Here is a 23,968-nt window from a genome sequence, read left to right as displayed (position 1 = left end):
AAATATGTGAAACGCCATGCAGGATTTCATCGAGCCGAGCAGCTCATTGTGCTGTCTAAACGCAGCGTTGGCGCTACGCAGGCACTTCACGCCTACAAGCTTTTAGCCTATTTACTCGAAGAATACGACTTGGCGCACCACCAGCTTGAGCAAATTGAACATGAGCTTCATCATATTCTGAGGCGCATTCCATACGCGCAGAAACTGCTTGAGATTCGCGGTGTAAATGCTGTAAATGCGACCAATCCAAAATTTGATGTTAAATTCTAACTATTTTTCAATGTCTATGCTTCTCCCTTAAACATATCATCACGTTTTTCAATCATCACTTGAAAAAATTTCAGGGAGGCCTGGATTTCAGACTCCGACAAATCATTTAAAACCGATATAAATCTATCCTCCATCAATTCATGCATGGTCGCATGTAATTCATAAATCCTTTTGCCCTTGGGTGAAAGGGTAAAATAGACCTCTTTTTTATTATCAACCATCTGGTTTCGTTTGATAAAACCCTCTTGCAGTAACTTATTACTAATTTTTGAAATGCTGGCTTTGGACAAATTCATTTTTTCTGCAATCGACGTATTGTTAATAGGTTCATTGTTTCCAATGCAATCAATCACATGTACGCTTGTCAAGTTGTTCGGAATGGATGTAATCCCATGTGACTGTGCCAAGCCAGTAAACTCGCTAATCTCTGCTGTAAACATTTGCTCGGTTAGATGAACAAAGTGAAGAAAACGTTCGTACAATGTTCGCTTTAACCCCTCAGACATGATGTTAACTTCCCCTTTACAAAAGCGAATTGCCCCTAGCGATTTTAATATGCGGGCTAACGCTATAAGATTGTCTAAGCCCTATTCCTTATTGTTCACTTATAAATTATTTTATCACGTCATTTCATAGGGATCAACCCTGAAACACCGAATATAAAGAGATATTGACAGCCATTCCGGTTTTATATTATAGTTTCATGGTTAACAATAATAAAAAGAAGGTGTTGCGTTTGACTCGTTCCGATTCATCCACTCAGCCAACTGAAGACTATGCATTTACGATCGAGGGGGTATGACTGTGAATATTGCCAAAACGATAATAGAACGTCGAACCATTCGCAAGTTTAAAGCAGAGCCCGTCCCATTCGAATTGATGAATTCCTTGCTCAAACAAGCTTCAAGTTTATGGAAATCCGAAGCGCCTCAACATTGGCGTTGCATTTATTATGACTCCATGGAATCGCGTTTGCGACTGGCAGAGAGCATGTTTGCCAAAGTAATAGACAGTCAGCTTGGTAAATTGATCCCGTCAAAATTAACGGGATTTCTCACCAAATCCGTTCTTAATACGCCGCCGGTTCATCTGGTTTTTATTGCGGCATCTTCAGAAAATCATCGACAGCGTGACAACAATTATGCCGCCGTCTGCAGCATTATGCAAAACCTTCAATTGGTTGGTTGGGAAAACGGTTTGGGGATGCTCTGGTACACGGACCCATTGCTGAACAATCCGTCATTTTTTAATGAAATTGGCCTGAAGACAGGGGAGAAGTTTGCCGGTATTTTAAATATTGGATACTTTGATAGGTCACCTAAAGGCCGAAAAAGGACACCCGCGGAAATGAACTGGACAGAATTCACAACAGATACAAAACCGCATTTAACTAATGAAGATCGATATATATCTTCTCAAGACATTTTGGAAACATTAAACATCGCTGTTTGGGCACCGAATGATGGACTTCGTGAACCATGGCGTTTTATTTATGTGACCGGCGAAGAAGCCGTTGCTAAACTCGCGCCTTCACATGGGAATACCTCGCAGTCATTACTTATCGTATTGGCAAAAAAAGAAGCTGACCCGCACAAGCAAGGGGAGGATTATGCTGCAGCATGTTGTTTGATTCAGAACTTTCAATTGTTGGCCAACTCTAAAGGCTGGTATGTTCGTCGCACCATGCCGGAATGGATATATGAGCGACGGCTACCGATACCTCTTAAGATAGATCTGCAAGAGAGAATTGTAGCTGTACTGGAAGTTGGGACAGTGGAGCAAATTTCATATTCATCCTCCACTCCCTCGACTTTAAATGTAATACGCCTTTGAATAAATATTAACCTCATTTAAGGAAGCTCTAAAGTGCGATGAAGGGCGAGTGAGCACCCCCGCCGACAAAACAAGTTGGAAACGTAAAGGTTTCAAGATTGGTCAAGCCGAACACAGCTTCAATGATTCACCTCAGTTTTGATTCCCGATTACAAAATAAAAAACTAATCACCGCTGACACTTCGTTTTTATCAATACATCGTTCGGCAATCAAAAGAAAAGGCATTCTCCCGATGCCTTCTCTGCTGCTTATTGTTACTTCTTCACCAATATCAAAGCCAGTGGAGAAGTAAACTTAACTGAAGTCAGTGACGGAAATGGGTATCATCAAGCAGGGTCGCCCTCGTCTCCGTCGCAAATCCAGTATGAAGTTATGTGGTAAAGTAGCGCGAATGCTAGTCGCTTTGGCTAAAAGCAGTACTGCTTACGAACCGATCAAGATATTCCCGCAAGCATATAAAATTAATCCTCATCGGCTCATGCATTCGCAGGATGACAAAACCCGTTGAGACATGGGAGCGAGAATCACTAGGGCGAAGTGGAGACGTGCGCATTATGGAACAATATAGGTGATTCCTATCCACCTTTTATTTCCGCATGCCCAATTCTCCATCCCCCAGCCACAGCCTTCTTCATCCTCCTCTTATTTCTTTAACTATAGGATGAAAACCTGCTAATTCATGAGTCCGAGTGAGGAAACTAAATCATTTCGAGGGAGCTTAATAAAAAAAAGGCAGCGTTGTGTGCTATTACACTATCGTTACCCGATAGCGGAACTTGAAGTCAGCGTGTACACGTCAGATGATTTGACTTGTTTCGTCTGGCCGCAATACGTACCAACGGGAACCTCTAGTAATTTTGCATAAATCACATTATCACGCTGGATGCCATTAACCGCACGGAATAGCGACATTGTGTTTTACTCCAATCCATGGCATACATATTCTTCTCATTCTGGGTCTGCAAAGCAGCTTCGATAACCTTATCATTGCTTAGATCACATACATTAGCATGAAATTCAAAAGCTTAGTCTTTCATTTCGCTTCCTGCATCAGAGAGCAGTCCGTCCCAATCGTCGCTCGTTTTATATAAGGCTAGTATCATACTGGAACAAACATCCAATCACTACATTCTATCAATACATAGCGTACATGGTAGTCAAAACACAAGGAGGTAAATTGAATAATGCACAATAACATTGGCACGATTCTGGTTCTTTTCATTCTATTAGTCATCATTGCTTGTAGTTGTGGCGTCTTCACCCGTGATGTGCGACGTGATGTGCGACGCGATGTGCGACGCGACGAGAGAAGTGACGTGAGAAGTGATGTACGTCGGGAAGATAGACGAGAAGAAGGACTCGAAGAGATACCCTTTTTACTACCATTTTTTATTTAATTGCGTAACCTCAGTTCGTTAATTTCTAAAATAACATTAACGAGAAGGCCCATTCTATGGGCTTTCTTTTTCCAATGAAACTTAACATTCAATGCTGTCCGTCCCTGGAAAAACTGTGGTTCAAACTCTCTAGGTAATCATTCAACAACCGTAAAAATGCCTTTATCCGTTAAGAACTCTATAGCAAAACTAGTCGTCCAGTGGACCTCACAAGGCGAATTCTCCATTTCAATGTTCGTTGCAATACCCCTCGTTAAAAGCGAGAGCGGGTATACAAAACGTTTCATCGTCTCAGTGTGATTTAATAATTCAACCCTTACCCCAACAGCACAGAGTTTCGAACGAGTTTCTTCGTTAAATGCAGCAGCCTTCCCCGCCCTAATATTCGACCACCTCTAGGCTGTTCAGTACATTCTAAACATCTTGTTTGTCCTATCCTTTTATATAAGGCTAATATCATTCAGGAACAAAAATCCAATCACTACATTCTATCAATACATACTCTACATGGTAGTCAAAACACAGGGAGGTGAATTGAATAATGCACAATAACATTGGCACGATTCTGGTTCTTTTCATTCTATTAGTAATCATCGCTTGTAGTTGCAACCGCGACCGTAACCGTAGCAATTACTAATCTATAGACGAAAACTGTGTACGCCAACTATTATAATTTACAAAATACTCAAGACTTAAGGAGGTATAGTGAATAATGCACAATAATATTGGTACGATTCTGGTGCTTTTCATTCTATTAGTGATTATTGCTTGTAGTTGTGGCGTCCTTGGCCGCAATGAGAGAAGAGAAGAAAGAAATGATGAAAGAAGAGTTGAAGGTGTCAACACAGGCTGTAATTACTGAGACTATTAAACTAGCAGCTCAATTTCCACCTTTACCTTCTTACAAAATATAAAATTATTCAAACAGGTTCTATCCAGAAGGCCCATTCTATGGGTCTTTTGCATTCTAATAATTCATATCTAGATCTTCAACATTCAATCTGGTCACTCATTACTGCAAAGCAAACGTCCAATCCCAAAGCATCATCCGCACATAATCTACATAGCGTTTAAAAATTGGGAGGTAATTGTTTGATGAGTGAATTTGCAAGTGGTTCTAATAGTGTTATTATTCTGGCACTTTTCACTTTGTTCGTGATTATAGCCTTCATTTCATTAATCAGACGGTGTTTATAACTTCAAAACTTTCAAATTAGTTGATATCGCAACATAACCTTCCGGTACAAATGTTTGACTGTCCAATCCTTTTATATAAGGCTAGTATCATACCAGAACAAACATCCAATCACTACGTTCTATTAGCACATACTCTACATGGAATTCAAAACACAGGGAGGCGAATTAAATAATACACAATAACCTTGGCACGATTCTGGTGCTTTTCATTCTATTGGTAATAATCGCTTGTCGTTGCAACGTCCTTGGTCGCAAAGAGAGACGCGACGATAAGCGTGACGAGACAATTTGTTTCCTGAACAACAGCAATGTCTATTAATTGTGTAACATCCATTCGTTAACTCATAACATATCATTAATGAGAAAGTCCATTCTAAGGGCCCGTTTCATAAAATATTCGTTGAAAGGAGGACCCTAATGAAAAGTAGAAGGAAACTTAAAGTATGGGTCATGACAAATGAATTTCATCCAAATATTGTTGGGGGGCTCGGTATTGTCGCAACCAGTCTGACTAAAATGCTGAGCAAGATCGACGTAGAAGTTATGGTGTTATGTTCCAGTGGCTTTAAGCAACTTTCGTTTTCGAAACCTGACGGCAGACTGCGAATCATCAGGATTCCCAAAAACTCACGTTACTATAGTCATTACTCTCGAGCGTTCAAAGCGAGTACCGTTCTACGGGCGGCAGTAGCCATGGGCTTCGGCAAACCAGACCTCATTCATGTTCATAGTACGGATTTCGCCGCAGTTGCTTCGGCAGCAGGAAGCTTGTACCGTATCCCGATCATTTATACATGCCATTCATTGGCTTCGAAAGGGATCACTTCGTCGTCTGGAAAAAACCAAGCCAAGCTGTTTCTCACCGCGAAACGGATCGTCGTTCCGAGCAGGTGGCAAGCAAATGAAATCAAGCGGCTGAATACCCGTAAACAAGGCAGAATAACCATCATTCCTCACGGTGTGAAATCCAAGTCGAGGCAAACTAAAGGTTCTCCTACCAACTTGCTCTATGTCGGAAGACTTCTTCCTTCGAAAGGTATTAACCCCTTAATCAAAGCTGTTGCTTTGTTATACCAAAATCACAAGAATGTTAGTTTAACAATCGTCGGAAGCGGCTCAGTGGCTTATCAGAGCAGTCTACATGCCCTCGCAAAACGACATGGCATTGCTGGACGCATTCGTTGGATTAAAAAGAAGCCGAACGATGCGGTACAGCGGATGTACGCTACTTATGGGGCCGTTATTGTTCCGAGTAAAAAAGAGTCGTTCTGCCTTGTCGCGCTTGAAGCGATGGCGAACGGCGTACCGCTTGTATCCACATTGTCGGGCGGGCTAAAGGAATTTGTGAACACTCGGAATGCCCAAGTTATTCATTCCGTTGATAGCTCCACTATCGCCGGTGCAATCGCAGCGCTGTGGAAAAATCCGGCGAAGAAAAAGCAGCGTTTGACCAACGCCCATTCGACTGCCGCTCGTTATAAATGGCCTACAATCGCTCGCCGCTACAAATCATTATTTATGAACCTGAGGAAGGTGAATTCGCCTTGAGTGAGCAACCGATTTCTAGTATCGCAAAACGATTTGGGATAAAGGCAAGCAGAATAAAGAAAATTCGGAAAGGAATTTATCGGGTCGTAACACCTGGCGGGAAAATATTCAGCTTGAAACGAATGCCAAAGCAGCTTGCGCGTTTACAGTGGACCGACCGAGTCCTGCGACGTGTCCAAAATAGCGGGCCGCTTCTTGCTTGGCGCAATCCACAAATGCCAGAAGGACGAAGGCTTTATGTAATCTCGCAAAAAGGAGAGCCTTACGTACTTACACCCTGGATCTCAGGGAGAGAGCCTTCTCCTCGTTCTTTAAGCGATATGCGAGCATGTGGCGTCGCGTTAGCACATTTTCATTTGGCTGGACATTCCGGACTTAAGGGTAAACTCGCTTATAGTAGGATCGGATCATGGCACTCTACTCTTCGTTATCGGCAACGGAATTTACAAAAAAAGATTACCAAGGCAATTAGAAATGGTTTCAGTCCGCCGATTAACCGCTTTGTAAAACAGCACCGCTCGGAAATCTTGCATTATTCGAACCAAGCGGGAGCGTTGCTGCGAAGCAGCGGATATCGATCTTACAGCCGTAATCCGCGCCAAACCGGAGTACTATCACACGGCGATGGGGGTCCCAGCAATTTTATTCTAAATGAGAAAGGAACTTATCTTATCGACTTCGAAACGCTACACGTCGATTTGCGCGCCTACGACCTGTTTCGAGTCATCTATAATTCGTGCAAAGATTACAATTGGAATTTCGAGATTGCTAAGGCTATTCTAACAGGTTACCGCAAGGTAGCGAAACTTAGTAAAACCGATTACGAACTTATTCAAGTCTGGTTACGGTTTCCGTACACTACGTACTTGGTGCTATCTCCTTTTGAGAGGTTTCCTTTAACTACAAGCTGGTTGCAATGGGCGCTTGCATCTGAAAGGAAAATCGGCTCGTTCCTGCAAAAACTTGACAATTATGCCGCTAAGCACAACCAATAGAATTTGTGTAATAATCACTGGTTTGAATTTTTCATTTCCATTGGTCTCGACTTTCTAAAGGGAGTTGTTCTTCCTTTGCAAGCAGTAATTTTAATAGAGTAGGCAGCTCCCAATTCAGTATGCTGTATAAGCGAACTGTTTGGTCAACTTATAAACGAAAATAGCGAGCAAACCAATAAGGTCTACTCGCTCTCTCTCCTTATTCTGTCACTTAGCGTAACGACAAAGGGCTGCCACGCAGATTCTCGATTACCTCTTATAACAAAAGGTTGATCTTCATTGTTGAAGATCAACCTTTTGAGGTGATTCTTTTTGTTTTATTCTTGCATATGACATTTCGGACGTTATATTTGATTCAATCCAGTTTTAAATCCAATAATTTTGTTAAACGGCAACAACCTTTTCGATTTCCGGTCAATAAGCGTTTATATTTGCATGATCTTTATTTTGACCATTACGATTTAAGTATTACACAAAATTATTTAAACAATTACTTTCTCCAATCAGATTCCAACCACATAATCTTCTGTGTCATTTTGCCTACCAATCAATTCAAAAGAAAAGCATCCATGTTTAATATAAAAATGAGCCCTCTTGTATAATAAATTATTGATCATCATATCTGATTCGAATTGATTTGCTCTACTTGGATATTCCACCAATCAACTTCTCTAGATTTTCCCTGTCCAGAAAAGGTGCGAGGCTTATGATTTGGTTCGCATCGATGGTGCCGTCTACAACCCGGTCTACCAAACGATTTAATGTCTCTCTGCTAATAAAGGGTGCCAGACTTTGAACGGAATGCCAGCTCAAGCTGCCCTCTTCTGCTTGTTGTACCAACCGATCTACATGTTCCTTACCCAGGAAAGGTGCGAGGCTAATGATCCGGTCCGCATCGATGGTGCCGTCTACAACCCGGTCTACCAAACGACTTAATGTCTCTCTGCTAATAAAGGGTGCCAGACCTTGAACGGAATGCCAGCTCAAGCTGCCCTCTTCTGCTTTTTGTACCAATCGATCTATATGTTCTCTTCCAAGAAACGGAGCAATTCCAACAAGATTGTGCACTTCTAAGGAACCGTCAATCGATTTATCCACCAGTCGGTTTAATGTGTCACTGCTGACGAACGGAGCGAGTCCGGTAATGACATTCCACACAATCTCGCCCTCTTCTGCCTGACGAACCAGTTCATCCAATGTATCAGTTCCAAGGAACGGAGCCAGCCTCATAATCATGTCTAACTTAAAGACGTTGCTGTCTAATCGTTCAGTAACCTTATTTAGAACGCTTGCCTTTACAAACGGTGCTACTTCTACAAGCTCTTCCACCTCCACCTCTCCGGTATTGACCATCGCTGCAACTTGTTCTGGCCTGTTTTCTGCAATCTCCTCAACGATCGTTCCTAGGTGCTGGTGCTCCCGATTTTCTGCGTTTTCTCCTGCATTAATAATGATGTCTACCGTTTTTCCGAATAACCTCGCAAGCTGTGGAAGCGTTCCGATATCCGGTAGCGAGTCGCCCCGTTCCCATTTCGATACCGCTTGATGACTGACATTCAGTTGATCTGCAAGTTCCAATTGGGTCAGATCCTGGTCTTTGCGTAGTTTCGAAATATAAGCTCCAATTTTACGTAAGTCGAGCATCGTATTACCTCCGTAAAAAAATGTACAGTGCGCACCGTCAAATACAGCATAGCATTTCCGCAAACGTGATTCTATCAAGCGTTGGTTGAATTGTCACATCCGCTTTATTCAACTACCGGTAGAATTGTCCTGAATGAAAATCGCCAGAGAGGTTGCCAGAAAATCCCGCAGCATGTACGAGATCTGGAATCCTCCCGACCTACACTACTTTTGTCGCTTTCATCTATAGGTTTTTTCTACAAATCATTTCCATTAAACTGCCCGTTCGTTGGCTGAGGTGAACCTTCTTTAAAATACTTTCATGCTAGATAATCGATTTGTTATGTTACGACACAAACATGCATTAATAAAGTATATCTGCTTTTTGCTTTCTTCTCTTTTAATTGCTGAAAAAAAGTACCATAATATTTTTTTAAAAAAATTACTGAACCTATATTTCCGATTTGATATCATTTTGACTTAAAAATTTCATTAAATCATTACTCAGCTGCACAATCTCATTGTTAGCATTATTCGCATAATCCGGCAACATCATATCCCTAACCATTTTAGTTCGTAGCCATGTCATAAAGAAAAGATCCAAAAATAAGTTTGGAAATTTAAGCACCATTTTAAGCATTGGTGGATCTATTGAAACACCAGCTTTTTGTATTGCCCTTAGAAGCGCTTTTAAAGTGACTGTTATTTTGCGTGCCGTTTTTCTGGATCTGGCTGTTTTTTTGTCAATGATCTTATTCTCAGAATGCAAAAAGCTCAACATGGCAATGTCTGATACGGCATGAGTGATTAGATACGCCTGCATATCCTTTTTAATAACGTAGGGAATCTTTGCTGTTTTAAATAATTTTGCTAGGTTTTCTATGCGTTCTGTCACTACACCATTAATTTCACCAAATGCTGTTGCCATTATTATCTTTGGTAGAAATCGAGCATGCAATACTCCATCTTTAATCTGTCCGCCGAAGCCGGGGAAAGCTGGTAAAAGTCTATCCCCTACGATATGCAGCCACGAAGAAAATCCAAATGAATTACTAGACATCGTAACTATATTTTTACTTTGATTATCTTTTAGCGCTAACAACGCGGATTCGGACCGATCATAACGAACGGTAACGAAAATAAAATCGTATACATCGTCATTTTCGAGCGTGTCAATGACATTCACTTGTATCGATCTAACTGTACCTTTTTCTATATATTGCAGGCCGTTTTCTCTTAATGATTTAAATCTATTAGAATGTGCAAACAGGCTGACGTCAAACCCTGCTTCAATAAGCTTAATTGCGTACATGCTCCCGATGACACCTGCACCAAAAATTAAAATTCTTTCTTGTTTTGCTGGCATTAAAACCACCCCTACTTATTAACATTTCCTTTCGATTATCAGACAACATGTTGTATGATGTGATTATAAATCTTCATTATTCCTTGATCAACCATCAGTTTTTTATTATTTGTCGGATGATATTCTTATTCGCTAGTAGGAGGGTAACATGAACAAGCAACCTCAAATAACGGAGAAAACAAGACAAAAGTTTGTAGAAGTTTTTTGTGAGTTATATAGCCAAAAGCCGATTGAGAAAATTTCGATTCAGGAAATTGCGAATAAGTCAGGATATAACCGCAGCACTTTTTATCAATACTTTATCGACATTTACGAATTGTTAGACTCTGTTGAAAATGACTTATTGAATGACATGAAAAAAGAATTGGCGAATAAAGAGTTATCGATGAATACGGTTCAAGAAACGCTCTATTGTCTGGACAAAAGAGAACATCTCCTGGTTCTTAATGCCATTTTGGGTGATTATGGAAGTGCCCGTTTTTTAAAACGCTTAAAAATGAAATCACATTGGATCAATTAAAATTAAACGTTCCGCAAAACCATTCCATAACGCCATACTTAATTGAGTTTTACCTGACAACTTCCCTTTCTTTATTTCGCCTTTGGCTCCAGCGTCAAAAGGATTTATCGTCAGAACAATTTTTCAAGTTAGTGGAGAACCTATATTCAAGCGGAATTACGCCCTATTTTAAAGAATGAGTCTGTCATTCAAACCAAAAGATCGAGAAAAATCTATTGTAATTTCACATGAAAATAAGCCCACTACGCCTATACGGGCATTGTGGGCTTCTCTGCTTAATCTTACTTGTAAATTGAAGTATCTAGCGGAATAATGAACCCGCCGTCAACAGCTTGTGTCACATTTATTGCGATGTTCTTTACTCCAGAAATATCTACCTCAATCGTCTGGAGATCACTATTAGGCGAAATCTTCTCTACTTTTTTAAGGAGCACATTCTTATCATTATCCCTAATTTCAAGAGACTCCACTTCCTTGCCGACTGCAGCGAATTGAAGAACAAGCTTCTGATATTTGCCGTTAGGGCTGAGCGCGGTATATTTAATATTGGAATTAGGTGCGCTGTATAGAACTTCCTTATAATTCTTGCCGCCGTATTTGGTCTGTGCAGGGTCCTTGGTATGCAGACTGGTGTTAAAATCTTCCTGATTCACGGGAATGCCCGCCTGCTGTTCGCCAATAATCACCTCTTTGGCTGTCCCGTCATATTTCACCGGAACATCCAGCAGCTCAGACACAGATCGTACCGGAAGATATGTAGTTCCTTTATAAGTAATAGGAAGTACCGCTTTGCCATTGCCATCTTTGAGAGGAGTAATCTCCCCATTCACTCTGATTTTTAAATCTCCGTTTAACAATGCTTTAATTTCTTGGAGATTCGAGCTCGCGAAAGCACCTGTACCCATGCCCACCAAAAGTATCATGGTACCGCATAAAGTCGTAACAACCTTCTTCTTCATTTCTGTTTTCCTCCTCTTGGGATGTCTTCAAATCTAGGAACTCCGGAACAACGGTTATTGAGAGATAATTTCTCTGAAAGATAACGCTACATGTGGGATAGTCTCTGGGTTTTTGGAGTTGAAGATTTTACCATATTATATCACAAAGTCCAATGCTTCATTTCTATTTCTCCTTTCTTCCAAGCTACTGATTAACCCAGCCCTTTCTAAAAGCATAAGCTCCGGAAAGATCACGCTTGCTGTTTATTTCCCTACTTCTCTCATTCCGGCTGTTCACTCTTGTATAGAAAGGTAGAAGATGATTTCAGGTTTTTCAAATCCAAGCTGAAGGATACAAAATCGGGGTTTCTTCTATGTATTATCACACTTAACACTAAAAAAGGCGCTCCCGGCAGTAGTCCAGGAGCGCCTGCTTTATATTCAATTGTATATGGCTGGAACTATCTACTGGCCTTTATTTATATCCTCCATAAAGCTCCTATAGTTTTCCACGATTTCTTTGGACCTTGTATGGTGTAGATAATGCGTGCCTTCAAATGTCATCAATTTTCCATGCACTAAATCTTTTATCTGTTCTTCATGCAATTGTTCCCAGCCTTCAACATCCGTATTATTCGCTTCTAAAAAGAAAATAACAGGAAGGTCTTTCGGGAATTTCGAATTCTCAACAGCGGCAAAATTAGGCTTGAAATTTTCCCCTTCACTAATGATATTGGGATTCATCATATTTTTGAGAGAGATTATTCTAATCTGCTCTCTCATTTCATCATTAACTTCTGGGGCAATAAGCTGATCGTCGGTTAGTTTCGATAACAATCGCAAGAAACCAGTCTTTTTGAGTATTTTATAAACATCTGATGGAAATGGTTCATCCAAACCGCCTTGTGTTGGAACACTGCTGTCTATCCCAACAAATGCTGTAACTTCATTCTCATATTTGTTCACATAATCTAGACCGTAAATACCGGCTATAGAGTGGCCCATTAACGTGTAGCGGTTAATATTTAGCTGTTGCAGCGCTTCATGAATTTCTTTCACTATATTTTCAGTAGTACGTTCTTTTTCTGTAACATCACTTAAGCCATACCCAAATGGCTCAATCACGACTACTTTGTAAAATGGTGCCAACTCATCAACTAGTGGTTTAAAATCAAGCGCTGGCGCTCCTGTTCCGTAACCAGGCAGCAGCACAACCGTTTCTGTGCCATCCCCTTGAATCAAAACATTCATATTTTTTCCGTCTACAGGTACAAGCTGACCATATGATACGATTTTATCTTTATCCGTTTTATTGCTGATGATATTAACGATAAAAACGACGGCTAGAAAAACTACTATAGCTATAATAATTACAATTACAGCTTTAAGTAAAAATCTCAATATTTTTTTCATCATTCATTTTCTCCCCTTATTCTACATTCTTTGTTTTAACCCATTCAGTTGAATCTCCGATAAATCACCTGCTTATTTATATAGCTTTGCTTTTGTCTTCCTCATTCTAACAAACCACTCTTAGATCTTGTGTAACTCAGTTTTAACTAGACCTTAACTCTTATTCGTAATTGGAGCCAACAATTAAGCTTCCATTAAGATTACAGCTAAGATTACAGCAGATAGGTTCGTTCTTCTTCATATTCGGCGAAATCCATACCTGTTTAAACATGTAAAGACCGCCTTTAATCAAAGACGGTCTCATCAAGAATTGCAACGCTATTTGGTTCATTTTCAACTTGAATCATTCTTTTGGAGAAGAGTTGCTTAATTCCTTAAACGCTTCTATAAAAGACGCTGGATCCGCGGATATCATATACGAGAAAACACCTTGCAGCGTGTGCAAATAGAAAATACCGCCATCCCCGCCAATCGGTTTATACGATAAATCGAATACTTCTGTTATTGGAAACTCGCGGTACTTCGTAACAATTTTCTCTTTGTATAAATACATAAGACGTTCATCCACTATTGTTTTTTGTTCTACACTTGTGATTTCTCTCTTCACTTTATAATAACGCTGGATAGCAATACAATTCATATTTACTCCTCAATGCTTCGTCATTATCGTTAACTTTTCAATTTCCGATTCCGTCTATCGAGTACATACTGATACAAACCAATCGATACAGCAAGCCAAGTCCCACTAGCCAAATATCCACCAACAATATCACTTGGAAAATGAACCCCTAAATAAATCCGGCTAATCCCTATCCCCAGAATCATAACTGAACCAACTAAGATCAAAATGACACGCCAATACGCCTTCGGAATATGCTTCCATAATAGAAAAATGATAATCCCGTAAAAAGTGAAAGCGGCCATGGAATGTCCACTCGGAAAACTATAGCCATTTTCTTCAATAATCCGGTAAATCGTAGGCCTAACACGTTGAAAACTCAATTTCAGCACACTATTTAAAATGGTTGATCCAATTAAGATTCCTGCAAAGAAGTACAGTTCTCTTCTATATTGCAACTTTGCTAATACGACTAACATGATGATGGCTAAAACAGAAACCATAACTCCTGATCCAATAAACGAAAAAAACTTCATTATCGCTGTAAGAGTATCAGATTCCGCTCCTTGAACTTTACTAATGATACTCTGATCAAAATTTGCAATTCGCTGATCGCCAATCCAAATGGATATCCATATGAACCCGATTGCACCCATTAAACTTAACAAAAATGCACGTGTAAAAACGAAAGTAAAATTCAACCTGCAGCACTCTCCATACTCTGAATAATTAGACTTAAAAAATGATGTACATACACTACTACGTCTAATTGGACAAACAGGCTCCAATTCATCGACTTTTTGTGGGTATGAAATGGACAGATCCTGCTCACCCTATAATGCTGGAGGTGATGACATTGACAGGAAGAAACAATAAACCTGATAATGATGGACCAGCTTCAAGTCCATCCAGGCTCGATCAATTTGGCGATAAACAAAGCAGAAACGACGAAGCTATACCGAAGAAAAAGGACAAAAGCTGCTAATCTAATGTTTGGGCAGCTCCGTTAAAAAGAGCTGCCTTTACTATCTGAACGCTTAAATATAAAAAGGGAACAAATGTTCCCTGCTCGCAAAATGAGCATATTGGGGATAAAAACCATTAGTTTTAGTCAATTCACCCAATTTTTAATGCAATATCTTCTATTTGGTTGGCATTAAAGTCAATTTTGCCCAAGATGATGAAAAATATCATCTAATTAGGCAAATTCGTATGAGAACATTTGTTCTACACCCGTATTTCGGATCATTTTTATACATAAATCGATACAAATATGCTGTATTTTCTCTCAATACCCCCAAAAAAACAGCAAGCGATTCAACAAATATAATGCTAAACATTAAATTTCATCAAAAAAAAGACCACGACAGCAATTATTATGCTGACGCAGTCTTTTGAGAAATCAAAAGTTAATCCCAAGGATAAGTAACCGTCAAAAAGCCAGCAAACTTTTTGCTTTCATCTCTTCTCACCTTGCGCATGTCCGCTCGGTGTTCCGCTGTCTCGAACAGTTTTATCTCCTCATCCGATTCCGGTACAACGATTGGTACAGGAACGGGCTTCCGATTCTCGTCCAGTGCAACAAAGGTTAAAAAAGAGGTTGCTGCAATTTTACGTTCGCCGCTTAATAAATCCTCTTTGATTACTTTCACAAACACTTCTACTGAGGTTCGGCCTGTCCACGTTACGAATGCTTCTAAACATACCGAATCTGAAGGCCTGATGGGATGCAAAAAATCAACAGAGTCTGTGGAGGCGGTCACGACTGAACGCCGGCAATGCTTGGTTGCTGCAATCGAAGCAATATCGTCGATGTAAGCCATTAGTTTCCCGCCAAACAATGTATTGTGATTGTTGACGTCCGGTGGAAATACTCTTGCCGTTTTGTAACATCTGGACTCGCGTGAATGCCTCTGCTCCATTGATGATTATTCCCCTTTTTTAAATACGGATAATAGCTGGGAGATCGCTCTTTCCTGCTCAACTTCCAAACAGAAATCCACAGGACGGCCTACAACCGAACGTACTCTGCGATCCGTAATGATCATCCCTGCTGTCAAACCTTCACCGCAGTCAATAACCGCATTCATCGTTTCTATTTTCACGAGAGAAGGATTAATAGCTACAATAACAGCTAACGGATCATGCATTGCGCATTCGCCGTCAAAGTGATTGGAAAATGCATAAAATTCAAAATAACGCTCTAAAGCGACATTTAGGAAATCAAGGATTTCATGTTTATCATCAGCAATCTCGCGTGATAATTGCTCCATATGTGTTTTTGTAAGACGAGTCTTCTGTGTTACATCCAAGCCGACAATTGTAATTGGAAGCTCTGATTCGAATACTAGCGCTGCTGCCTCTGGATCACCGTACAGATTTGCTTCGCTCACTGGTGTAATGTTGCCTGGCGCGAATATTGTTCCCCCCATAATAACGACCTTTTTGAATTTCGTTACAATGGAAGGATCTAGCTGTAGAGCAAGAGCTAGATTCGTTTGTCTGCCTACAGTTACAAGAATAAGCTCTCCTGGACTCTCATTCACTTTCTGAACGATGAATTCCGCAGCAGATATACCCTCTAGAGGCTTCTGATGAGTTGACGGCAATTCTGCATCGCCGATGCCATTATGTCCATGAATATGAGCGACAGCGCCTGGGAACACACGCTTGAGCGGACCTGAAGCACCCTTCGCAACGGGAACCTCATAACCGCAATTTGCAACTTGAATGACACGCAGCGTATTTTCCGTAGCTTGTTCAACGTCGATATTCCCAAATCCCGTCGTAATACCCTCTACCTTAATCTCTGGTGAAAGCAGTGCATATAAGATGGCTAAAGCATCATCAATGCCTGTATCAACGTCAAGCAACATCCTGTTTATCTTCGACATATTATGATACCTCCCTTTTCTATCGTTCATTGTAAACGAATAAAGCTTGAAAAACCAATTAAAATATAAAGTTTGTGCTTCCCGTCAAAATTACATCTTGGTTTTGGAATGATTAACCAAAGAAATGACTAATATACACCATCACAAGCAGCCCGATGATAAAGGAATAGGTTGCAGAACGTTCATAACCATGTCCATGTGTCTCAGGAATTAGCTCCTTATAGACGATGAACAACATAGCACCGGATGCAAACGCAAGTCCGTAGCCAATAAGCCCAGCCACATAACTTGCGGCAAAATAACCGACTATCGCAGAGACAACCTCCATTAGACCCGTCAAGGTTACGATTAGCATAAGCTTCAGCTTGCTCACCTTGGAATGAATAAGGAAGATGGCAAGGACGAGCCCTTCCGGCATGTTCTGAGCCCCAATTGCAATAGCTACCATCGGTCCAAGTCCGCCATTCGCACTTGCATAACTAAAGCCGGTGCTTAAGCCCTCCGGAATGTTATGGATGATTAATGCAAATATGACGAGCAGCGACTTGCTGTCAAAGGATGAGATTCCTCTTTTTTGCTCAATATCGATATGGGGTAGATTTTTTTCAATGAGGTCAAGCGCAATTACGCCAATTAAAAGTCCTAACGTAAGTGGGATTAGCCCAGATTCCTTGAGAGCTTGCGGCAGCAAGCCAAAGGTAGACGCAGAAACCATGATGCCTGCTGTAAAAGCAATCAATATATCCTTCCATTTTTCCGAAAGACTTTTGACAAAGAGCAGCGGAACCGCGCCTAGCACAGTAGCCATTGCAGAAATAAAGCTTCCTATGAGTGCTTCTACCATGTTGTCTCTCCTTAGCGGGTCGAACACTACCCAAAAACTGTTTTCCTTATTTTATACGAATAAAGCGATTTCCATCCTTTTCTTACTTTGCCAGTCCTTCTTTAACAAGGTTCATAAAATACAATTGATGATCAGGGTGACAAGCAATTAAATAAGGCTCTTCATTTACGCCCTTAAATGGATTGCCATCGTAATCAATGACAACGCCGCCCGCTTCCTGAACCATTATGATACCTGAATATAGATCCTCGCCCTCCGAGTTATAAACGATAATTGCATCCAAATCCCCTCTGGCAAGCATCGTCCATTGCAGCGTTGGAGCCCACAGCCGCATCATCCGCTTCGTGTTAACGTCTATGTAATGTCTAAGCGTCACGGCACGTTGTTCATTTTGCACCGCATGACCTTGTATCCAGCCAACTCTCGCTTTTGCAAAAGGCTTTGATTGTTTCATATGTATTGGTTTAGCATTGCATAAAGTGCCTTCGCCTGAGCTTGCCACGTACAAACGATCTGTCATCGGCTCATAAATGACCGCTAACACAGGCTTTAAGTTATAAGAGAGCGTGATCGAGATGCCGAACAACGGCAATCCTACCGCAAAATTATTAGTTCCATCAAGGGGATCGACCAACCACAGCCATTCGCTAGTCAGATCATTCTCGCCATATTCCTCTGATCGAATGCGATGATCGGGGAATACGCTACTAATTTTATTTAGTATGATGCTCTCTGCCAGATAATCGACTTCCGTAACGATATCGCCATGGTCGCCTTTCTCTTCATAATGATCCAATGTTCCAAACTTCTCACGTGTAAACCGGCCCGCTTCATAAGCTGCAGCAATAGCAACCTCTCTAGCCGTATTTAAAATCAACTGATCCAATATTTCAGCCCCTTCACATGTCTCTTATTCAACCGTATCTAACTAATTTCCTCAGGCTTAGCAGAATAAAAGTGCAGACGATTGCCAAATGGATCTGTAATGCTCACTTGATTCCATTCTTCATCAAAGCCAGGTCTAGCAAAATTATATTTTTTGGCTAACAAATGCTCTTGAAGCGCCTTGGCATTGTCGACTTCAATGCGGATTGCTGAACCAGGCGTACTATCGCCATAATGCTCCGATAAATGGATGACACAATCTCCATTAGAGATTTGCATATAGAGCGGCAAGTCTGGCTCAAAACGATGCTCCCAATCGCATTTAAATTCCAAGAAATTGAAATAAAAGTCTCGTGCTTTCGCTTCATCAAACATGCGAAGAATCGGTACGGTTGATTTCATATGAAAAGTCATCATTATACAACTCCTTGTCCATCGTCCTATCTTCCATGATTATACATGGATTTCAAAAGGTACGGAAGGCTTGCCATAGAGAAAAGGACTGTACCCCAATGCACAATTCGCGCGGAGGTACAGCCCTTTGTTCAACTCTACTGCTATTATTTCACAATGCTTTCCAATACATCATCAATGACTTGTGAGTAAGCAATCGTACCTGCGTACAACCAGCTTGATGTGCTTGGGTACTCATAAATTTTACCGTTTTTCACAGCAGGGATATTTTTCCAGATTGGATCACTTAATGCTTGCGAATCCGCATCTGTGCCGCTGTTAACGAGGAACAAATGGTCAGCATCAAGTTCAGCTAGTTTTTCTAAAGAAATGGCGTTCCAGTTGCCCGTTCCTGTTGCAGAAACTTCTTTTACAACCTCTGGAACAGTCAAACCTAATTGATTATAAAGAAGATCACCGCTCGATAGCTTTTCACTTACGATATAAAAGTTGCCTTGTACAAACCAAAGAGCTGCAGCTGATTCACCTGGGATTGCGCTTTGCAATTTTTCTTTAGCAGCTTTTGCTTTTGCATCATACTCATCCAAAGCTTTTTGCGCTTCTGCACTCTTTCCAAAAACCTCTCCGACTTTCAACAAAGTAGCACGCCAGTCTGCAATCAGTTTATCGCCAATGGTGAAGGTTGGAGCAATTTTTGAGTATTGCGCAAATTTATCGCCTTCCACATTCGCATCATATGCCATAAGAATTAGGTCTGGTTCAAAGCTTGTTACAGCTTCGAATGGAAGATCATACGGTATAGTTGGAACATCAGCAAGCGAATCATGCAAGTAATCTTGAATACCGTTAGGAACGGACCACTGAGCAACTGGCTTAATGCCTATAGCTACCAAGTGATCTTCTAAATAAGAAGCGATGACGCGCTGAGGATTAGCTGGAATGGTAACCTCGTTACCTAATGCATCTGTTAGTTTTCTTTCTGTTGGGGCATCTGTTGGCGCTTCTGTTGGAGCCACTGTAGCAGCAGGTGTATTATTTGTTTTATTACCTCCGCAAGCTGCTAGCGAAATGGATAGGACAATCAAACTCATAAATACGAGTACAAATCTCTTGTTGCGGTTAATCACGATAGTTCCCCCTGTATGACGATATATGGCTGTGAAGTAAAAATGGTTTCACCTCAAAAGTCACCTAATGATAACAATTATCATTTTCATTGTCAACTGGGTTTTCAAGTTGAACCGCAACCGTCCTACTTTTTCTAACGATGCTTGATAAACTGCTCGATTGTTTGATATAGCTCTTCCTTTTGGGTACCGCGAATATTATGAGCGGATTCAAAGAACTCTTTAACCGTTATATCGCTGAACAGCTGCTTGTAATGATTTAGTTCCGCATCGCTAAGCAAAGATCCCTCTAGCATCCCTCTCATAACAAGAACAGGCAGCTTAAGCTTTACATCCAGCTGCAGCTGTGAAGAGTCCCGCTCAATGCCGATAACCGCTTGTTCTCTTATTTTCTCTTCCCGCTTCATCGGCTTCAAATAATTAAAAATATAATCATGACGCCATTCAGCCGACATTTGTTTATGCTCTGCAGGATAATCTTCTAAAATAAGTGATTCTAAGTGATGCTCGTTCGTTTGAGCATAACCAAGCGCATAAGATACACCGCGAGAGTATCCCATCAGATGAAAGCGATCCACGTCTGCAGCTTCAACAACAGCTGAAAGATCTGCTATGTGATCTTTTAGATCGTAATGATTAAACGGCGTATCGCTTTGCCCTCTCCCGCGGAACGAGAGAACGATTGCTCTTCGAGGCAATAAATATAACAATAAATCCTCATATTCTTCAGCTGTTTCCGATAACCCTGGGCATATGATTAATGGGATTAACTTTGTATCGGCATCTGGTTTTGAATCTAAATAATGAATATGAACATCTTGATTTATAGCGATTTTCGACTCGATCACTGACTCTCCCCCTCTCTACGTTTCTAATTAGACTTAACGTTCTCTTGCTATAACAAAGCCTTTATCCGTAGAGGTAAATCCAATTCTCGGGTAATAGTCGACAGCTGAAGGCGCAGACAACAAAACAAGTGACACTTGCGCGCCAAGTGTTTGCCTAAGTCGCTCTACCAGCTCCTTGCCGATGCCTAATCTTTGGTAGTCGTGATCAATTGCCAAATCAGACAGATAGCAGCAATAGGAATAGTCTGTAATCGCCCGCGCTATTCCGACCAGTTTATTACCGTCCCATGCACTAATAATGATATCTGCGTGATCGATCATCTTTTGCAAACGTTCTAAATCTTGATAGGGTCTTTTAATCCCAGAGCTCGCAAATACTTGCGACAAGTCTTGCGCGGACAAATTTTTATCGTTCTGATAATGTATCATAACTATTCCTCTCTCCTTTGCTTATTGATTCCCATGATTATACATCTTAAGTTGATTATAGGGTAGATTGTTTTTATCATCCCTTTTACCATTCAAATCTTTTTAAAAACTATGAAAATACGCCTATCTATCCTCTTGACTAGCATAATTGGGGTAATCCCTAGTCCCTTTTCTGCCAAAAAGAAATACATATATAGGAGCGATAGCTTTATAGGAGGGATTATATTTTGCTAGCTTCTGCAAATTCGCCCACAGTGCAGCTTCAGACTGTGAGCAAGAAACGGAAAAAAATAGTGAGTAAAAAGAGAAATGTCGTTATTCATGGCAAGCTGCATTTACATCATAGCAATGGCAGTCTGAGCAATACGGAATGTAAACCTAAAGTTGTGCGGAAACACAAAAAAAGAAAGATCGATCGCTGTCACCTTAAAGTACAGAAAAAGGGATGTGCAAGCGGGCAAAGAGGTTTGCAAGGCCCTGCCGGTCCATCCGGCCTTACAGGTCCTCAAGGCGCAGCAGGAGCACAAGGAGCGGCTGGTGCTGTTGGTCCTCAAGGCATTCAAGGACTACAAGGCGTACAAGGATCACAAGGCGTCCCCGGTCCATTAGGACCGCAGGGTCTTCAAGGTCTTCAGGGTCTTCAAGGCGTTCAGGGTCCCCCGGGACCGTCAAGCGGGTTTGACTTTACAGAGCTCATTACACTGCTTAACGGCTACCTTATTGTTGGTACTCTCATTAATGTCATGACACCGGGACAGCCGACCGGCTTCACTGGAACAGTAATCAGCGTACAATCAACATTAGTCCAATTAAACACGGTCGCAGGCACTTTGATGTTTATCCCGTTTTCCTTCATCACGAACATTGAAACAATTTCATAACTCCCTATGAGAAGAGGTTTGTGCTCATGTCAACAACGCTTTCGGGCGATTTGATCGCTTTACTCGGCAAAGAAGTGTTTGTCATGACGAATGGTTTTGGTCAGCTTGCTGTAATCGGAAGACTCGATCAGGTCGGTAACGACTTTATACTCGTTTCCTTCGATCAAGATCGTTTTCTTTACGAGCTGCGAATCTTTTATGCAAACATTATTTATGTCCACGAGAATCCAGCAGCTTCATAAACAAGATTCTAAGGAGAGTAGGCTTGCGATGTCTATTATTTCAAATGGAAATCAGATTCTTCCAGGTACTGCTATTTATAGTTTACTCAAGCGCCATATTGGCAGCATTATTTATATAACGACCTCAACAGGAAATGAAGAAGGCCAGTTAATGGCATTTAACGCTAACTTTTTGACCATAACGACAACTGCGTTAGAAACCAAATATGTACTAACAGCAGAGCTAGTCTCTTTCACATTTCGTTCTTAATAAAAAAGCAGGCTGTATCTAAAGGTTTTTGACCATTAGGTACAGCCTGCTTTATATTAAAGAGCCCCATTCTCTAGTTCAACAGCATGTCTAGCAATCGCTTTTAAAATATCATCGAACATTTCTTCTTGTTCCCAAATGACTTTGAAGCCTTGCACTAATAAGTCACCCAATCCCTGCTCCAAAGGTCTATGCAGCCAATCGGTATCTGCAACACCAAAGTCAGCTTCGATTCCACTTGCATACTCTATTTTTAGAGAGGTTAGCAAAACATATTCCTCTTTCGTCGCTTGCTCTATAGCCTCGTATTGGAACTGATATAAAATGGCATCTACTGTTTTTTGCTTCTTATCGGTAACGAGAAGAAAGCTTAAATTCGAATCCTCTTCACTCTCATCGTCCGCACAAGGCCCAACCAAGGCAATACCTGTAATATGCGAATGCCCGCCTGCCCATTTTACAAATTCGTACATAAGCTTATAATGATCCGGTCTCATATTCTTGAACCTCCAAATACCATCGTGGAACTATGCTGTCAAAATAATGATGATCCTCTAACACTCGCTCCAGCTTCTCTACCATAATAGGCAGCTCAACTGGTCGCACCTTCAATATCCAAACGATTGAGGAGATAATCGTCATCGCAAGATAAAGAGAATATAAGGTCCAGAACTTCTCATCAGGCTCTCGATCGCCATGATATCCTTTAATCGTACCAATCGTAAATGGAATGCTGATTTCACTGCTGAACATCCCGGCCTTCAGAAATTCATGTACCGGATCTCCCCAGTCCCATCGATTAAAATCAATGACGCCGGCTAATCTGCCTTCATTTACAATTAAATTGCCCACATGGAAATCATCGTGCTGAAAAACGTTTGGCCGATCCTTCATCAAATACAGATTTTGTTCAATAAAAGATAGAATCTTCGCATCGTTTTTCATTCGAGCCCCACTAGCCATATATTGCTCGATATAGCTTTTATGCTTTGCAAGCTTACGGTCATGCCATGACAAGACTGAAGCAGGAGCATGCCACTTATGCATCTTAGCAAGCTCTTGCCCCGCTTCCAATCCAATTGTATATTGAACCTCAGCGGAATAGGCAGGAATAGCTTCGGTAGCCTCATCGCCATCAATATACGTTAGTAGCATGTAACCCATCTCTGTATTTGGCAAAGTACTCATTTCGATTGGCTTGGAGCAATTAACGTCATATATCTGCATACGCTGCAGCACTTCATACTCAGCTTGCTTCGCTGCAAGCTCATCCAACGCAAAACATTTCAGCAAATAGAGCTGGCTGTTCTTCTCGACTAGAAACTTTTGATCATTCGAATAACCTTTATTTATTTTTGAAATTCGACTGCTGCCATGAAGTGTGTCTATACCTTTGACAATGTTGTCGATGAGCTCCTGCTCATTCATAATCTC

General features: G+C 41.0%; 31 protein-coding genes. 12 read left to right on the top strand and 19 right to left on the bottom strand.

The genetic code is table 11. The features are described from left to right. The first annotated feature begins 6 nt into the window (after positions 1-6). A complete protein-coding gene (locus AC0VYE_RS16725) occupies positions 7-270 on the top strand; it encodes a hypothetical protein (RefSeq protein ID WP_475449285.1) in 264 nt (87 codons plus the stop codon). Between the two features lie 14 nt (positions 271-284). Here the strand turns inward: AC0VYE_RS16725 and AC0VYE_RS16720 are convergent, their stop codons facing one another. Next, complete coding sequence (locus tag AC0VYE_RS16720) at positions 285-776, bottom strand: MarR family transcriptional regulator (RefSeq protein ID WP_475449283.1); 492 nt, start codon at positions 774-776, stop codon at positions 285-287. A gap of 298 nt (positions 777-1,074) precedes the next feature. Between AC0VYE_RS16720 and AC0VYE_RS16715 the strand changes: the two genes are divergently transcribed. After that, complete coding sequence (locus tag AC0VYE_RS16715; protein WP_475449281.1) at positions 1,075-2,103, top strand: nitroreductase family protein; 1,029 nt, start codon at positions 1,075-1,077, stop codon at positions 2,101-2,103. Positions 2,104-2,863: 760 nt separating this feature from the next. Here the strand turns inward: AC0VYE_RS16715 and AC0VYE_RS16710 are convergent. Next, positions 2,864-3,016, bottom strand: coding sequence for a hypothetical protein (locus AC0VYE_RS16710; protein ID WP_475449279.1), 153 nt, complete (start codon positions 3,014-3,016; stop codon positions 2,864-2,866). Between the two features lie 272 nt (positions 3,017-3,288). Between AC0VYE_RS16710 and AC0VYE_RS16705 the strand changes: the two genes are divergently transcribed. The 3 genes from AC0VYE_RS16705 (at position 3,289) to AC0VYE_RS16695 (ending at position 4,363) form a co-directional block, all read left to right on the top strand. Beyond that, positions 3,289-3,501: a hypothetical protein gene (locus tag AC0VYE_RS16705; RefSeq protein WP_475449277.1), complete on the top strand. Its 213-nt coding sequence runs from the start codon at positions 3,289-3,291 to the stop codon at positions 3,499-3,501. Between the two features lie 541 nt (positions 3,502-4,042). Beyond that, the gene (gene yjcZ, locus AC0VYE_RS16700) at positions 4,043-4,138 is read left to right on the top strand and encodes a sporulation protein YjcZ (protein ID WP_144376804.1); all 96 of its coding nucleotides are present in this window, start codon (positions 4,043-4,045) and stop codon (positions 4,136-4,138) included. A gap of 75 nt (positions 4,139-4,213) precedes the next feature. Beyond that, positions 4,214-4,363, top strand: coding sequence for a hypothetical protein (locus AC0VYE_RS16695; RefSeq protein WP_179089840.1), 150 nt, complete (start codon positions 4,214-4,216; stop codon positions 4,361-4,363). A 546-nt stretch (positions 4,364-4,909) separates the two neighbouring features. Here AC0VYE_RS16695 and AC0VYE_RS16690 read toward each other — a convergent pair. Then, a complete protein-coding gene (locus AC0VYE_RS16690; protein ID WP_475449275.1) occupies positions 4,910-5,032 on the bottom strand; it encodes a hypothetical protein in 123 nt (40 codons plus the stop codon). Between the two features lie 83 nt (positions 5,033-5,115). Between AC0VYE_RS16690 and AC0VYE_RS16685 the strand changes: the two genes are divergently transcribed. Continuing rightward, on the top strand, positions 5,116-6,246 hold the full coding sequence (locus tag AC0VYE_RS16685) for a glycosyltransferase family 4 protein (RefSeq protein ID WP_475449273.1): 1,131 nt from the start codon (positions 5,116-5,118) through the stop codon (positions 6,244-6,246). Then, positions 6,243-7,241 (top strand): phosphotransferase, encoded by a 999-nt coding sequence (locus AC0VYE_RS16680; RefSeq protein WP_475449271.1) that lies wholly within the window; start codon positions 6,243-6,245, stop codon positions 7,239-7,241. Before AC0VYE_RS16685 ends, AC0VYE_RS16680 begins: the two co-directional genes overlap by 4 nt. A 642-nt stretch (positions 7,242-7,883) precedes the next feature. On the opposite strand, the gene AC0VYE_RS16675 is transcribed toward AC0VYE_RS16680, so the two are convergent. Together AC0VYE_RS16675 and AC0VYE_RS16670 are read right to left on the bottom strand one after the other, a co-directional pair. Then, a complete protein-coding gene (locus tag AC0VYE_RS16675) occupies positions 7,884-8,885 on the bottom strand; it encodes a helix-turn-helix transcriptional regulator (RefSeq protein WP_475449269.1) in 1,002 nt (333 codons plus the stop codon). Positions 8,886-9,315: 430 nt separating this feature from the next. Then, positions 9,316-10,230 (bottom strand): ketopantoate reductase family protein, encoded by a 915-nt coding sequence (locus tag AC0VYE_RS16670; protein ID WP_475449267.1) that lies wholly within the window; start codon positions 10,228-10,230, stop codon positions 9,316-9,318. A gap of 148 nt (positions 10,231-10,378) precedes the next feature. Here AC0VYE_RS16670 and AC0VYE_RS16665 point away from each other — a divergent pair, with 148 nt between their 5' ends. Further along, positions 10,379-10,750: a TetR/AcrR family transcriptional regulator gene (locus tag AC0VYE_RS16665; RefSeq protein WP_475449265.1), complete on the top strand. Its 372-nt coding sequence runs from the start codon at positions 10,379-10,381 to the stop codon at positions 10,748-10,750. Positions 10,751-11,031: 281 nt separating this feature from the next. Here the strand turns inward: AC0VYE_RS16665 and AC0VYE_RS16660 are convergent, their stop codons facing one another. From AC0VYE_RS16660 to AC0VYE_RS16645, 4 genes are all read right to left on the bottom strand, one after another. After that, positions 11,032-11,709 (bottom strand): stalk domain-containing protein, encoded by a 678-nt coding sequence (locus tag AC0VYE_RS16660; RefSeq protein ID WP_475449263.1) that lies wholly within the window; start codon positions 11,707-11,709, stop codon positions 11,032-11,034. 444 nt (positions 11,710-12,153) lie between these two features. Continuing rightward, complete coding sequence (locus tag AC0VYE_RS16655) at positions 12,154-13,104, bottom strand: alpha/beta fold hydrolase (RefSeq protein ID WP_475449261.1); 951 nt, start codon at positions 13,102-13,104, stop codon at positions 12,154-12,156. A gap of 340 nt (positions 13,105-13,444) precedes the next feature. Next, positions 13,445-13,741, bottom strand: coding sequence for a hypothetical protein (locus tag AC0VYE_RS16650; RefSeq protein WP_475449259.1), 297 nt, complete (start codon positions 13,739-13,741; stop codon positions 13,445-13,447). Between the two features lie 29 nt (positions 13,742-13,770). After that, positions 13,771-14,421 carry a phosphatase PAP2 family protein gene (locus AC0VYE_RS16645; protein ID WP_475449257.1) on the bottom strand — a complete coding sequence of 217 codons (651 nt, stop codon included), beginning with the start codon at positions 14,419-14,421 and terminating at the stop codon, positions 13,771-13,773. Positions 14,422-14,576: 155 nt separating this feature from the next. Here AC0VYE_RS16645 and AC0VYE_RS16640 point away from each other — a divergent pair, with 155 nt between their 5' ends. Then, on the top strand, positions 14,577-14,705 hold the full coding sequence (locus tag AC0VYE_RS16640) for a hypothetical protein (RefSeq protein ID WP_256710960.1): 129 nt from the start codon (positions 14,577-14,579) through the stop codon (positions 14,703-14,705). Positions 14,706-15,129: 424 nt separating this feature from the next. Here AC0VYE_RS16640 and AC0VYE_RS16635 read toward each other — a convergent pair whose 3' ends face one another. The 8 genes from AC0VYE_RS16635 to AC0VYE_RS16600 all read right to left on the bottom strand — a co-directional run bounded on the left by AC0VYE_RS16635 (position 15,130) and on the right by AC0VYE_RS16600 (position 21,161). Next, positions 15,130-15,642 carry an acyl-CoA thioesterase gene (locus AC0VYE_RS16635; RefSeq protein ID WP_076269341.1) on the bottom strand — a complete coding sequence of 171 codons (513 nt, stop codon included), beginning with the start codon at positions 15,640-15,642 and terminating at the stop codon, positions 15,130-15,132. Positions 15,643-15,648: 6 nt separating this feature from the next. Continuing rightward, positions 15,649-16,614, bottom strand: coding sequence for a nucleoside hydrolase (locus tag AC0VYE_RS16630; protein WP_475449254.1), 966 nt, complete (start codon positions 16,612-16,614; stop codon positions 15,649-15,651). 112 nt (positions 16,615-16,726) lie between these two features. Next, positions 16,727-17,458 carry a ZIP family metal transporter gene (locus tag AC0VYE_RS16625; protein WP_054024887.1) on the bottom strand — a complete coding sequence of 244 codons (732 nt, stop codon included), beginning with the start codon at positions 17,456-17,458 and terminating at the stop codon, positions 16,727-16,729. 82 nt (positions 17,459-17,540) lie between these two features. Beyond that, positions 17,541-18,344 (bottom strand): inositol monophosphatase family protein, encoded by an 804-nt coding sequence (locus AC0VYE_RS16620; RefSeq protein ID WP_475449252.1) that lies wholly within the window; start codon positions 18,342-18,344, stop codon positions 17,541-17,543. 38 nt (positions 18,345-18,382) lie between these two features. Next, entirely contained in the window at positions 18,383-18,760 is a 378-nt protein-coding gene (locus AC0VYE_RS16615; protein ID WP_256710959.1) for a glyoxalase superfamily protein, read from the bottom strand. Between the two features lie 143 nt (positions 18,761-18,903). Continuing rightward, positions 18,904-19,884, bottom strand: coding sequence for an ABC transporter substrate-binding protein (locus tag AC0VYE_RS16610; RefSeq protein WP_475449250.1), 981 nt, complete (start codon positions 19,882-19,884; stop codon positions 18,904-18,906). Positions 19,885-20,018: 134 nt separating this feature from the next. After that, a complete protein-coding gene (locus AC0VYE_RS16605) occupies positions 20,019-20,732 on the bottom strand; it encodes an alpha/beta fold hydrolase (protein WP_475449248.1) in 714 nt (237 codons plus the stop codon). A 33-nt stretch (positions 20,733-20,765) separates the two neighbouring features. Further along, positions 20,766-21,161: a GNAT family N-acetyltransferase gene (locus AC0VYE_RS16600; protein WP_441885733.1), complete on the bottom strand. Its 396-nt coding sequence runs from the start codon at positions 21,159-21,161 to the stop codon at positions 20,766-20,768. Between the two features lie 227 nt (positions 21,162-21,388). Here AC0VYE_RS16600 and AC0VYE_RS16595 point away from each other — a divergent pair, with 227 nt between their 5' ends. The 3 genes from AC0VYE_RS16595 to AC0VYE_RS16585 are packed head-to-tail and all read left to right on the top strand — an operon-like array spanning position 21,389 to position 22,534. Then, positions 21,389-22,042: a hypothetical protein gene (locus AC0VYE_RS16595; protein WP_475449245.1), complete on the top strand. Its 654-nt coding sequence runs from the start codon at positions 21,389-21,391 to the stop codon at positions 22,040-22,042. Positions 22,043-22,068: 26 nt separating this feature from the next. Then, positions 22,069-22,284 (top strand): hypothetical protein, encoded by a 216-nt coding sequence (locus AC0VYE_RS16590; protein ID WP_076269335.1) that lies wholly within the window; start codon positions 22,069-22,071, stop codon positions 22,282-22,284. A gap of 28 nt (positions 22,285-22,312) precedes the next feature. Continuing rightward, positions 22,313-22,534 (top strand): DUF2642 domain-containing protein, encoded by a 222-nt coding sequence (locus AC0VYE_RS16585; protein WP_076269334.1) that lies wholly within the window; start codon positions 22,313-22,315, stop codon positions 22,532-22,534. Positions 22,535-22,590: 56 nt separating this feature from the next. Here AC0VYE_RS16585 and AC0VYE_RS16580 read toward each other — a convergent pair whose 3' ends face one another. Next, positions 22,591-23,031, bottom strand: coding sequence for a hypothetical protein (locus tag AC0VYE_RS16580; protein WP_475449243.1), 441 nt, complete (start codon positions 23,029-23,031; stop codon positions 22,591-22,593). Beyond that, complete coding sequence (locus tag AC0VYE_RS16575) at positions 23,012-23,962, bottom strand: aminoglycoside phosphotransferase family protein (protein ID WP_475449241.1); 951 nt, start codon at positions 23,960-23,962, stop codon at positions 23,012-23,014. The genes AC0VYE_RS16580 and AC0VYE_RS16575 overlap by 20 nt, the downstream gene beginning before the upstream one ends. Between the last annotated feature and the right edge of the window lie 6 nt (positions 23,963-23,968).

The organism is Pristimantibacillus sp. Z349TD_6, from assembly GCF_056173205.1.
The sequence above is the reverse complement of the archived record's forward strand: the minus strand, read 5'-3'. Positions and strand labels throughout refer to the sequence as shown.